General features: G+C 46.7%; 8 protein-coding genes. 3 read left to right on the top strand and 5 right to left on the bottom strand.

The genetic code is table 11. The features are described from left to right. Positions 1-219: 219 nt before the first annotated feature. The 4 genes from OPS25_RS12510 to OPS25_RS12495 all read right to left on the bottom strand — a co-directional run bounded on the left by OPS25_RS12510 (position 220) and on the right by OPS25_RS12495 (position 6,040). Positions 220-2,388 carry a S9 family peptidase gene (locus OPS25_RS12510; protein WP_265618072.1) on the bottom strand — a complete coding sequence of 723 codons (2,169 nt, stop codon included), beginning with the start codon at positions 2,386-2,388 and terminating at the stop codon, positions 220-222. A gap of 639 nt (positions 2,389-3,027) precedes the next feature. Further along, positions 3,028-3,387: a DUF1428 domain-containing protein gene (locus OPS25_RS12505; RefSeq protein WP_265618071.1), complete on the bottom strand. Its 360-nt coding sequence runs from the start codon at positions 3,385-3,387 to the stop codon at positions 3,028-3,030. Between the two features lie 28 nt (positions 3,388-3,415). Further along, a complete protein-coding gene (locus OPS25_RS12500) occupies positions 3,416-4,483 on the bottom strand; it encodes a helix-turn-helix transcriptional regulator (protein ID WP_265618070.1) in 1,068 nt (355 codons plus the stop codon). 3 nt (positions 4,484-4,486) lie between these two features. Further along, positions 4,487-6,040, bottom strand: coding sequence for a CYTH domain-containing protein (locus OPS25_RS12495; protein WP_265618069.1), 1,554 nt, complete (start codon positions 6,038-6,040; stop codon positions 4,487-4,489). Positions 6,041-6,195: 155 nt separating this feature from the next. Between OPS25_RS12495 and OPS25_RS12490 the strand changes: the two genes are divergently transcribed. The 3 genes from OPS25_RS12490 to OPS25_RS12480 all read left to right on the top strand — a co-directional run bounded on the left by OPS25_RS12490 (position 6,196) and on the right by OPS25_RS12480 (position 9,306). Continuing rightward, complete coding sequence (locus OPS25_RS12490; protein ID WP_265618067.1) at positions 6,196-6,798, top strand: TIGR04211 family SH3 domain-containing protein; 603 nt, start codon at positions 6,196-6,198, stop codon at positions 6,796-6,798. A gap of 297 nt (positions 6,799-7,095) precedes the next feature. Then, the gene (locus OPS25_RS12485; RefSeq protein WP_265618066.1) at positions 7,096-7,386 is read left to right on the top strand and encodes a hypothetical protein; all 291 of its coding nucleotides are present in this window, start codon (positions 7,096-7,098) and stop codon (positions 7,384-7,386) included. 15 nt (positions 7,387-7,401) lie between these two features. Next, the gene (locus tag OPS25_RS12480; RefSeq protein WP_265618065.1) at positions 7,402-9,306 is read left to right on the top strand and encodes a hypothetical protein; all 1,905 of its coding nucleotides are present in this window, start codon (positions 7,402-7,404) and stop codon (positions 9,304-9,306) included. Positions 9,307-9,381: 75 nt separating this feature from the next. On the opposite strand, the gene putA is transcribed toward OPS25_RS12480, so the two are convergent. After that, entirely contained in the window at positions 9,382-13,185 is a 3,804-nt protein-coding gene (gene putA, locus OPS25_RS12475; RefSeq protein ID WP_265618064.1) for a bifunctional proline dehydrogenase/L-glutamate gamma-semialdehyde dehydrogenase PutA, read from the bottom strand. Positions 13,186-13,497: the final 312 nt, after the last annotated feature.

Below are 13,497 nucleotides of genomic sequence, written 5' to 3'. Positions count from 1 at the left end.
AGCCTAGAGATCGCCACCTCCGTGGCGATGACTATGTTGTGGCATATGCCCGCCTCCCCTTAGTCATTCCCGCGCAGGCGGGAACCTTTCAACACGCATAACGAGGATTAGTAAACAATTGAAACAAAGTACACCAAGAAGATCGCCACCTTCGTGGCGATGACGGGGGTATGAGGTAAACCTAGCGTTCGCCACTTAGGTGGCGATGGCTTTTTAAAACTAAATATTCACACCAGCTAATTCAAAAATGAATGCGTAGCCCATTGCTTTAATTTTTAAACGCTCAAACCGGCCCGACGCGCCGCCATGTCCCGCAGCCATCTCCACTTTGAACAGCAGCAGATTGTCATCTGTTTTCATTTCGCGTAATTTCGCCACCCACTTCATGGGTTCAAAATATTGTACCTGGGAATCATGCAGCCCTGTGGTGATAAGCATATGCGGATACGCTTGCGCTTTAACCTGATCGTAAGGTGAATAGGACAACATATAGTGATAGGACTCGGCATTAGCAGGGTTACCCCACTCGCTGTACTCCCCGGTGGTAAGGGGGATGGTTTCATCACTCATGGTAGTGACAACGTCAACAAAGGGGACGTTCGCCACGATGCCGGTGTATTCTTCAGGCGCCATATTGGCCACCGCCCCCATTAATAACCCCCCAGCACTTCCGCCCTCCGCGAATACGCGATTTTTGTCGGCATAGTTGTGTGAAGTTAGATAACGGGTCACATCAATGAAGTCGTTAAAAGTATTAATTTTATTAAACATTTTACCGTCCTCATACCACTGGCGGCCTAACATCTGACTACCTCGGATATGGCTGAGCGCAACTACGAAGCCGCGATCTAAGAGTGATATCCAATTTCGCACAAATTGAGGTTCGATAGTATGACCATATGACCCATACGCGTATTGATACAGCGGGTTCGTGCCATCCTGTTTAAAGTCTGCTTTACGGTAAACCAGAGAAACCGGGATTTTTTTACCATCCCTGGCTGGCACCATAATACGTTTTGATTCATACGCATCAGCATTAAATGAAGCATTCACTTCCTCCTGCTTTAGTTGAGTAAACGCAAATGTATTCAAATCGATCTCATACACCGAAGGCGGTGTGGTCAGGGAGCTGTAATGAATACGCAAAGTATCTGTCTCAACTTGCGTGTTTTCTTTGAACGAGGCGCCAAATATAGGATCAGGCATATCAAGTACTTGGGTGTGACCTGTCTCCAGATTAAGCACCTTTATGCGGGTAAGACCCGCTTCTTTCTCGCTATAGGCTAGATGGCCTTGCATTAGTTCCATGTCGTTAATAAACACGTCCGCGTCGTGTGCTACCACTTCTTCCCATGCCGATAAGTCTGTGGATTGATTGGCATTAACTTTCATGATGCGAAAATTCGTGGCATCAAGATTGGTCAGGATATAGTAGGTCTCCCCCACTTTCGCGATGGTGTATTCCAAGCCGTCTTTGAGAGGCATAAACACTTTGGCTTGGGCAGCTGGATTGTTCGCGTCAATTAAACTGACACCCCGCTTATCAGTGCTATGATGATGAATATAAATCATCTGGCCGTCTTTACTCTTACTTAGCGATGTATAAAAAGAATGGTCATCTTCCTGATAAACGAGTTCATCGTCGGCCTGAGATGTCCCTAATTTATGGCGATACACCTGATAACCTAATAAGGTTTGCAAATCTTTTTTAATATAATAAACATGCTGATTATCGTTAGCCCAGACAACATGCCCTGACGTATGCTGCAACTCATCCGTCAGCATTTTATCGGTGACTAGATTTTTGAATACGATGGTATAAATGCGACGACTAACGGTATCGGTTGTATAAGCGAGCAATTCGTTATTTTTGGCTACCTTATACTCGCCCAACTTAAAGTAATCGTGACCTTTTGCCAGCGCATTTTCGTCGATAAGCAAACGGCTTGCGTTTGTTCCTTCTTCCCGACGATAGTGAAGGGGATACTCTTTATCTTCCTGAAACTCACTATGATACCAGTACCCGTTGATAAGGTAGGGTACGGAGGAATCGGTTTTGGGTATACGTGAAACCAATTCATTGAATAAGGTATCGATGTCCCCTTTTAGTGGTGCTAATACAGCATTGGTGTAGGCATTTTCTTTCTCCAGATGAGTAATGACTTCAGCATTTTCACGCTGGTCGTCTCGCATCCAATAATAGTTATCAATTCGTGTATGACCGTGAGCGCTAAGCTCTTTCGCTTCTTTTCGCGCCACAGGAGGCTGAACCTCGGTAGTATTATTTAATCGGGAGGCGGATAGAGCGGGTAATTCCGGCTCAGAAGTATACTGGGTACAGGCCGTCATCAAAACGAGAAAGACCAGCGTAAACAGAGATTTATGCATAAATAGTCCTAAAATTAATTAACCAATTTAGAATCAGGACCAAGGGAAGTGAATGATTTCGATAAGTTTTTACTTTTTGCTTTTCGCTTTTTACTTATCACCTATCACTGTTCACGTTACGCGCAGCATCTGCACGTATTAGCTTCGTCCGTGAATACAGAATAATCAGAGTAAACAACCGCCCCACACCGGTCAATGTTTAGTTATGGGCAATACGATAAACCATCGCAAGAAAGGGATTAGCTTACCAGCCAGAGCAGACTGCAAACAGCAGATGTCCACTATTACAGATGCGTGCGGCGTTCCTGTCCACGCATTCAACTTTTCTGTGACTGCCTGCCCCTTGATTATAGAAAAATACTCAACTGCACCTGCTACCTTGTCGTAACCGTATATATCTGTGCGTCCCCACACTAGAAAAACAATTTTTCCAGTGCCCTAATCAATAACCCTTTTGAAACGGTCTAGGGCACTTTTTTTTGCATCAGCCAATTTGAATAAGCGCCATCAAAATTGGAGCGTTTATACTGACAGAGCTGCTTAACAGCTATTGCAACCTTAACTTATTTTGCACGCACGGCAACGTTGCCTGCCAATGGCGATTAAACGCGGAAAACATTATTAAAATCATGCCCGGGGTCAACTAGCGATAATAGCGCTGAAACCGCCGTAGACCATTCTGCTGGCATCAAAACCTGAATCAATTGAAGTGATCAGCTCTTCGATTCTGGGATCGGCAGCAACCTTCGCATTAGCAATGATGCGCGCCTCGCGAGATGCAAAGGCCACCCACCCAAATATCACGGTTTCATCTTCGCTCACACAGAGCATGTCCGTAAACGATTTAGTGCCGGGTAACCTCATGTCGTCACCGGTAAATTCGCAGTAATGCAAAGCGCCATGTTCTTTCCATATCGCCGCAACCGCTGTCCCCAATTGCCGATATTTTTCCAGACCACTTTTCGCAATGGGAAAAACAAATCCGTCTATGTAGTGCATGATGTTAACTCCGCTAAACACTATCCCGCTATGATTTAAAGTTTCGCAGATGCTCAACGAGTACTTCATCCAGAAAGATCTTTGAATTTAACCCTAACCGTTTAGCGACATCTGCGATATTCGTATCGCTTCTAAGTAGCACTTTCTTGGCATAATCTAGACGGTATTCGTAAATAAAGCGTCTGAATTTTTGCTGATTTATCTCTCGGGTGGCTTTGGCCAGGGTGGTGGGATCCACCTTGGCCAACTCGGCCACCTCAGCAATCGTTAACCCGACTTTTTTATACAATTTGTATTCAATGATAGCCTGGTGCGTCTGCTCGATAGTCTGTTGCAAAACTGCTTTCGATTTACGTCCATTTTCCAGCAGGTTGTAGTCGAGTGGGGAAGGTATACTGTGATGCGGTAACACCACCACCGTTAATAACACTAATAGCGCCACCATAAATAGGATTGAGTTCAACAAAGACCATTGCTGAATTTCCAATATCGCAAAGGCATTGACCACCACCAGCGTGACGCTGAGTAAGGCACTGGCGACAACAAAAGCTAAGCCGTGCTGCATCTTTCTGATGCGATGCTCAGGTGGATCCACTACCTGATCAGTTAAATAATGGTGATAGCGTTGGACCTGCTCAGACGCCGCTACGCTAAGCAGCAATACCGCAAAACCGGTTGCCAGATGAATAAGATACACCGGCCAATTTGTCAGAAGTTGACCCGCCGAAGGTGCTTGTAGCAGCGTCGGCAGCATCTCGGGAGGAACGGCGAATAAACTGACGAAACTTACCCACACTATTAAAGCAGGGAACCATATTTTATTGTTCTTGGCAGGGTATTGAAGGATTTGAGCGGTCACCACCTTATATTGCAAAGCCAGGATCAAGGGAATCACACCAAAGCAGATATAGGCTGCGATATGTAAATAAACCGCGTCCACCTCCTTACTCAAAACGGTAGAGAGCAAAAGTAGCGGCCATAGCGCCAACCCAATTGCATAGTCAACCGGCTTACTGAGTTGCGCCTTATTGCGCCAAAACAACATAACAACCACTAAGTAGCAGGCCGCCAGGAGCATTAACACAGTGTTCATCATTCACTAGTCGTTGTTTAAATTAAGGTTTTGCCAGTACAAGTCTCCCTGCACCGCAATCTGACGGGTTCGTTCCATTACCTGCACCAAACTGGTAATTTTACTTGCAACCCATTCCCGTGCTTCAGTGGGCGAGGCCAATTCGGTATCGGATATGGCATTTTGCAGTATCAGCAGTGCTTTTAGCTCATCGATACCCTTAACAATATCCAACCATGGGGCACGAAACTGGCCATGCTCTTCAGGAAACATATCTGCTAACAAGAAACCATTCCATAAGGTCTGTCGCAACAGCATTTCGATGGCGGCGTAGTTTGCCTCTTGCATGTTGCGGTTTTTCGGCATGCTTTGTTGCAGCGTCTGCCAGCCCTGCGAGAGCCAGCCTTTTGCGTGTTCCATTACAGGCACATCAAAACCTTGCGCATGAGACTGCCAGGGCTTCAGTTCCAGTAACTGCGCGGCGCCTAATTTTATTGCGGTAGACTCAGTGGCATAAAACCCATGGGCGGGCTCATGAGCATGGAGTAAACCTGCTTTTCTACCTTGCAGATAACTCACCAGCGCCGGGTGTTTGGAGAGAAAACGGGCAAACAGGCTCTTTTTAGAGAGCAGGTAACGCAGACTTTGTAAATCGTCTAGCCAACTCCATTGCTGAGCATAGTCCATTAGCTGCTTATGTAACGCTAACATCTGCGGACACTGGAGAACTGGCAGATAAAGCGAAACGCTTTGTAACAGTAGTCGCACACTTGTCCCCACCTCCTGCAGCATTTTTACCGAACCCGTTTCGATAAATAAATGTTCGTGATGCTGCCAGTGCGCTAATGCACACTTAACGGCTTCGGCAAATGCAGCCTCTGTGGAAATGTTGTGATGCAGGGGTAATACCGCCGGTAACGGTTTTACATGTAATTGCCATCCATGCAGCAACTGATAACCTCGCGCTGCTTTAGACACGTCACTGAGACGCACTTCGGCATGCTGATTAACCAGCGCAGCAAGCGCAAACAGGTCTTCCACTCTTCCCGTTTTAAGTTCAAGTTCAATTTCGTTGATTTCAGCGCTGATTTTTTCGGTTGCAGCTTCGCCCTTATCCACCACCATCTCTATCTGGCTGTTTTGCCAGAACACCAGATACCCTTCGCGTTTAAAATGAGTACTGAATTGACGGCTCAGTTGGGTATTAATGTCAACGATATTCCAGTCTTGCGGCCAGATTTCACGAGGAAACAGAGTGAGATCGGGAACTGGCTTTGATAATGACACATTATATTCACCTCGCGCATGCAAACCGGCATCGACATTGCCTTGGGTCTTCACCGTTTGCTCAATCTGATCGCCGTTTTGTCTGACGCGAAAGCCAATTTTATGCTCATGAAACAATTGCTCGGGGGTGTCGTAATAATCGTTTTGCAACGACTGCGCGGGCAGCTTCTCCAGCCTGGCCCCGGTTTTTTCTACAAATGGAACCACACACTCTTCAAGCAATTGGTGGCTCGATTGGCGGGTAGCGAACTTAATTTCAATTTCAGCCATATAAAGGGCAGGTAGACTTAACAAGAATGATGCGACACCTTACCTGTGTCATTAATAATTGGCAATCTGTAGGGGTGAAAATGTTGCTTATACTAGTGTGTCTGACCACATCGGGCTTGCCTTTATGCAGGCTACGCCCTACCATCGGGAGTTGATTTTAACTGCATGACGGATTTTCTATGTTTCGAAGCTGGCTGCTAATCGCTGTCATTTCCTTATCAGTTCCTGCGTTCGCGCAAGAAACCACACTGGATATCGAACAATCTTCAAATCATTACATTAGGGATGATTTATTTGTTTTCTTACACGCGGGTGCAGGTAGAAATTATCGTATCCTAGGTTCAGTTGAGGCGGGTACTCCAATCACCGTACTACAACACAACCGCGAACAGGAATTCACCGAAATTCGTGATAATGAAGGGCGCCGTGGCTGGATTGAAACAAAGTTTGTCAGTGACCAGATTTCACGCCGCGAACTGGTTCCACTGCTTACTGAACGTTTAGCGCAAACCCGGTCAGGTACCCAGGGTTTACAATCAGAAAATCAACGTTTAAACCAGCAACTCAACGACGCTCGCCAGCAAGTTTCCAAGCTGTCAGCGCAGGTATCTGAGCAAGAACGTGAGATTAAAAAGCTTTCGCAACAGGTAGATGAGAGTGAACAAAAAGAGCTGGTCCGCTGGTTTACTCGCGGTGGCATGGTTGCTGGCGCCGGAATTTTACTAGGCGTAATATTAACCTACTTACCGAAGAAAAGGCGACGCGAGGATCAATGGATGTAGCCTTCTCACTTACCTTCAAGATGGTCTGATCTATGTTGAAAGGTGTTAAGTTGATGCGCCCCTTTGTTTAATTTTTTTAGTTAGCCTGTGCCTAAGCACAGGCTTTTTTCATTCTTTTTCCATAACAAGTAGTCCTTTTTCCGTTGCCCATGGCGTGTCTTGATGCAGGATGCTGAATCGATAAGATGCAGTGCGTGTGGATAATAACCAGCTAAAATTTATACCAATTCCCATCGATATGGCTTAAATTCCTGTAAAAATGATGCGTTTCTATTTCGAAAATATCAGGAGTCCACAATGCCGCTTAGGCTATTTATCATTTCCCTAACTGCTTGTTTTACGTTCACTCTTTCTGCTTGTTCCCCAAACATTAATGGGACTTATGGTTCAGGGATGGCCACTGTGGTTATTGAAGATGGCAAATTTAAACAGCGCACCCTCGGTACCGAAGTGGAATTTGATTACAAAGTGGACGACAATAAAATCATTGTGGAAGTATCAGAGCAAGCCAATCTTATTTACCGCATCAACGAAGCCGGTGATCTTGTCGGCCCGATGGGCATTACCTTCAAAAAACAAGCAGACTAAAACAGGGAGTGAAAAATGCCTTATGATTTCGGCTCAGCAACGTTAGGAATCAAAAATCCGTTTAAGCCCGAAGGACGCTTCCGCGTCATTACTGGCGCTATTCTGATTGGAGCAGGGATTTTTCCGTTGATGAACGTGGCTAGCGCCCTGCAGCAAGGCTCGGTACTGGGTTATATCTATGCTGTTTTAGGTTTTATCCTGATCGCTGATGGTTCGCGACACTTGGGTCACGGTTTACTGCAACTATTCCGCTATTTTGTCGGCCGTTCTGTGCCCAGCTCGTTAGCGTATAACCATGCGCCTTCCGAGCGCGATGTGGCAGCGCAGGAAAAAGAGAAGAATGCCTTGTTGTACGATCAACAGGATTTATTTTCTATGCTGATGGGCCGCAAGAACGTCACCTTTGCCGAGCCAGTTGGCTGGATGGCACGTTTGCTTCACTCCATCTCCCCCAATCTGACCTTTTTACCCTACCCTATACGCCATTTGGCACAAGAAATGGGCTCGCTGGTGATTAATTTTGTGGCTGGGCTGGTGCTATTTGCAGTGGTCTGGTTTGTCGTATCCACCGGTCTGGCAGGCAAGGTAGCACAACAAATTACCCTGCCTGTTATGGCCTTGGTACTGCTGATATTTTTTATTATCACCTGGCGTAATACAGCCAACCGAATCCACAATGAAGGCAACCAATCACTTCATAGCACGGGCGGTCTTTCTTTCGGCATTTTACTAGCGCTGAGTATTCTAGTTCCCATGGTAACAGGATTCTTGTTTGATCGAATTTTTGGCACTGAGCTAGAGACCGTGGTGGCAATTAAAGAGAACCTGCTGACGTTCAGTGTATGGAGTAATCTAGCCTTGTTACTAGGCGCCTGTGTGTTGGTGGTAGTGGGCATTACGCCGAACCTGTATACCCGCCTTAAAAAAGTTACGCCCAAAACGGAAGTCAGTGAATATCGTGATAATTTGCAGGAAAGTATTCACCCTAACGAAGTGTTTATCAATGTCGAAAATATCATTCTGACTAACCGGCGCTATAAGGAAATCCCGAATCGTATCTACCAGAACTACGATCCAAAACTTAAAATTGAAGCCGCAGATAAAGGCGGATTTTTCGGTGAACTCATTATTGAAACGCAACCGGCTTTAGCTGCTGATAGCGACCAGTGCTATAAAAACAGCTTTCGCTATTTTACCACCCTGCTGGCACAACTGTGTGTGCTGACGGGCTTTGCTTTTTTCGCCATGTTTTTGCTTAAGCTAGGTGCCGCCATAGAGTATTTTCAGACGCAGAATAATCTCAACCAAATGAGCCAGTTTGCCGCAGGCATAAGTATTGTTAATGCGGCGAAATTTTATTTTTTTGGTTGGCTGACCTTCTATTTGGCGGGCAGAATTCTCAATCGGGCGTCGCATTTGTTTTGGGGTGAAATGCAATTTTCATCGTTACTCATGTTTATGAAAACGGAAGGCACTTTTACTGAGTCTAAGGTATCAACCGGTATGTCAATTCATGATTCTACCCGCTCTGAAAATACGGTGGTAAGAAGTTCTATCACACCGTGGATAATACTTTCCCGTATCAGTTCGTCAATTTTTGCCACCAGCGGACGCGCTAATCTTGAATCACCACGATTTATTATGTCGATGTCCAGAGATGATGTTGAACTGGATAAAATCGTGGCCGAGCTAAAAGCATTTCTTAAAGGTCGCGAATCTATTGCATCAATCACCAGTGAAGCAGACTTGCGCAACGCCAGTACGATTCATCAGGTTAATCAACAAACGCGGGCGCTGGAGAACGATTCGTCCTCGGCAAGTGAAAAGTTAACCACGAGGGACGAAGAGCGTGCCGCTGGCTATTTGCGCAATAACCCCGATAAGTCCGAGGAAAATGCCGAAAGGAAAAATGAACAGTAAAAAGTAAAAAGAAAAAAGAAAAAAGACTACCTACGCAGGTATTCGCCCTCTGCAGAGACAGAGGGCGATAGCAGGTTACTCGTCTTCTTCTACCAATGTCATTAACGAGGTATTTCCGCCCGACGCCGTGGTATCAATGCTGATGGTTTTCTCAGTCATCAAGCGTTGAATAAGGTTATCGTTATACTCCGCCGTGATGACAGGCAATATTGCCCCGCCCTCTCTCGCCGCCAGCATGGCAGAAATCTGCGCCGTTCTTTCAGTGTTGGAATCCACCACTACCCCAGCTAAATCAGGATGCATAACCAGATCATGCAAGTGCTGCAAGCGCGCGACCTGGAAAATTCCCTTTTCAGCCCCTGTGGCTTCAAATTTTTTCTGAAACTCTAACGCCTCTTCGTAAAACGTTTCTGACACGACTGAAACCACTACATTCCCGGTGGCCAGTGCTGTCACAATAGACAGTGTCCAATATTCGAAGGTCACCCCTTTGTCGGCAAAACATACCAACACACCCCTTGGCTCCAGATATAACTTATTGGACTCACCCGTCGGCCCTGGAAGCTCAGTTGCTTTGGCTAATTTACGCTCAACATTGGTGATTTGCTGACGAGAGGTCGCTAACGTGCGATTTAAATCATCGGCAAACTCTTCCAGAATATCCACATTGGCTATTTTAGCTAGAAGCTGTCGTACCATAGAGATTCGGTCATTCAATGGGGTATGACGCCATTTTGCTTCTAACGCTGTAGCTTGAGACATCAATCTTTGTGCGGCCTCCTGCGCTGCTTTATCACCCGTTAATGCGGTATCCAGTTGTTCAACATCATCAACCGTAGAAGGTTTGGGTGTAGCGCGCTCCATCATCAAGCGGGGTAGATAATTCGGCCCACCCGCTTTTGGACCTGTCCCGGACAGTCCACGACCACCAAAGGGTTGTACGCCCACAATGGCCCCAATCATGTTACGGTTAATATAAACGTTGCCCGCTCGGCTTTTCGCCGCCAGCTCATTTGCCCGTTCTTCAAGACGCGAATGCACGCCCATGGTCAAGCCGAAACCGGTTCCATTAATAGCATTGATAACGTTTTCGAGGTCTTTCGACTTAAAACGGATGATATGGATCACTGGCCCGAACACTTCGCGTTGTAGCACATCGATATTATCAATTTCGTACAAAGTGGGAGGGAAGAAGGTGCCATTTTTGGCGTCATTCGGCAGTTCTACGCGATACAGTAATTTACCGTTGTCTTCCATATAACGTTGATGATCTTGCAAGCTGCTAAGCGCTTTTTCGTCAATTACCGGCCCAATATCGGTTCTTAATAGCGCTGGATCACCAATTTTAAGCTCTTTCATGGCGCCGGTTAACATAGTAATAAGCTTATCAGCGATATCTTCCTGAACATACATAACACGCAATGCGGAACAGCGCTGTCCTGCACTTTGGAATCCAGAATGAATGACATCATCCACCACCTGTTCAGGCAATGCTGTTGAATCTACAATCATGCAGTTCTGCCCGCCGGTTTCAGCGATCAGCGGCACCTGCTCACCACCACGGTTAGCCAGGGTTTGTGAAATTAGCGTACCTGTTTGGGTGGAACCGGTAAACATCACCGCTTTGATGCGTTCGTCCGGTAATAATAATTCTCCCACCTCACGGCCAGGCGCAATAATCAGTTGTAGCACATCGTCCGGCAAGCCCACATTACGCATGATCTCCACTGCGCGCTTGGCGATAAGGCTGGTTTGCTCAGCTGGTTTGGCGACCACAGTATTACCTGTGGCCAGAGCCGCTACCACCTGACCTAAAAAGATCGCCAGCGGGAAGTTCCATGGGCTGATACACAGCACCACACCGCGCGGAAGTAAACGCTGATCTTCGTCAAGTTCTTTGGCACGTACTGCATAATAGCGACAGAAATCTACTGCTTCTCTCACTTCGTCAATGCTGTCTTGCGTTACCTTGCCGGCTTCGCGAATACAAATGGCAATCAACTCAGACATGTGACGCTCTAGCGCATCGGCGGTGCGAAAGAGAATTTCGGCACGTTCGGCCACTGGTGTTTTAGACCAACCCTGAAACGCATTATGCGCCTTATCCAGGGCCTGTGACATCTGCTCTTTGTTGGCATAAATATGATACCCAACCAGATCGTTATGGTCGGTTGGGTTTCTTACCGCTGTCGCCCCGTCTGGCAAATCACTTTCATTCACGCTATACACGCTCTGCCAACGGGCAATCTCATGGCTTAACGCATGTACAGCATGGTGGTCGGATATATCCAGCCCGCGCGAATTATCTCGCTCAGGGGCGTATAAATCGCGCGGCTTCCTGATAAATTTGTTAAAACGTATTTTCAACCGCTGGGTTTTCTCCACGGGATCTTCCAGCAGCGATTCTACTGGCTTGGAATCATCCACAATCGCATTAACAAACGAAGAGTTCGCGCCGTTCTCCAATAAACGCCTGACCAGATAAGCAAGCAAATCTTCGTGTTCACCCACCGGGGCGTACACGCGACATTGAATTTTTTCTTCCGTTACAATTTGGTCATAAAGCGTGTCTCCCATGCCGTGAAGGCACTGAAACTCAAAATTTTCTTTATCGTCGCCAGCCAGTTCGATAATCACCGATGCTGTGTAGGCATTGTGGGTAGCAAATTGCGGATAGATGGTATCGCGATAATCTAATAAGCGGTTTGCACAGGCATGGTAAGACACGTCGGTGGAGGACTTACGGGTGAACACAGGAAACTCGTCTAAGCCTGCCTGCTGCGTAAGTTTTATTTCAGTATCCCAGTAGGCTCCCTTAACCAACCGTACCATCATCGGCCGTCCCACGCGAAGCGTTAGCGCGCGCAGCCATTCAATTACATACAATGCACGCTTTTGATATGCCTGTACCGCCAGACCAAACCCATGCCAGCCATCCAAGTCTGGATCGCTGAAAACTTTATCGATGATATCTAAAGATACGTCTAAACGATCTGCTTCTTCCGCATCCACTGTCAGGCCGATATCATATTCCTTGGCCATCATACACAAGGCTTTTAGACGCGGGGGGATCTCTTCCATTACCCGCTCGTATTTTACAAACTCATAACGCGGGTGAATAGCCGACAATTTCACCGAGATACCTGGCGATTTTATGGGACCGCGACCATGCGCGTTTTTACCGATTACTTTGATCGCATCTTCATAGGCTTTGTAGTAACGATCCGCATCGGCCATGGTTCGTGCGCCTTCGCCGAGCATGTCGTAAGAATACACATAGCCTTTCTTCTCTTTGTCTTTCGCCCGTTCCACCGCAGTCTCAATGGTTTCACCCATTACAAACTGGCGTCCCATAATGCGCATAGCAATGTTCATGGCGCGGCGGATAACAGGCTCGCCCAACCGCCCCAACGTGCGTTTGAGAATACCTAAATGTTCACTTTTACGACGATCCGCATAATTAACCATGTTCCCGGTCATTAGCAGGCCCCAGGCTGACGCATTCACAAAAAGCGAATCAGAATTTCCTAAATGGGGTGTCCACTGGCCTTTTGATAATTTGTCGCGGATGAGTTCGTTCTGCGTGTCTTCATCTGGCACTCTCAGTAGAGCTTCAGCCAAACACATCAACACCACACCTTCAGCGGTTGAAAGTGAAAACTCATTTAGCAACGCATCAATGCCACCGTGTCCTTCCTGATCTTTTCGAATCTTCAGCACCATCTTTCTTGCGCGCTCCCAGGCACGGCTTCGTGCACGTGGGTTAACTTCGGCTACAGGCAAGATTTGATCAATGGCGGTTGATTCACCCACACGATAATAATCACGGATGCGCTGACGCAGTGGTGTAGTAGTATAGAGGTCGTCGTTAATGAGCATTGCTACCCTTCAAAATTTGACTATGCGTTAAAAATTGTCACCGCGGAACCCAATGCAGGACAGCACAAACAGGGCGGGATCGCGCAGCAACTCAAATGTTCAATTTCCACCAATAAACTGGATGAATGTTTTCTTTAAACTCTTGCACTGCGACAAAGATCACGATGCGGCGCAAATTTCGCGGATACTAGCACAATTTCGGCGTACGCCAAGCTCACCAGCTAGTTAATCTATGTCGTTCATCGCAAATTTGGCGCCAAGCTACTTAATCCCGCGGTTTTTTTCACTAAGTAACTGAACTATAGTGGTATA

The sequence above is a fragment of the Alteromonas aquimaris genome (assembly GCF_026183695.1).
Taxonomy (GTDB): Bacteria; Pseudomonadota; Gammaproteobacteria; order Enterobacterales; family Alteromonadaceae; genus Alteromonas; species Alteromonas aquimaris.
The sequence above is the reverse complement of the archived record's forward strand: the minus strand, read 5'-3'. Positions and strand labels throughout refer to the sequence as shown.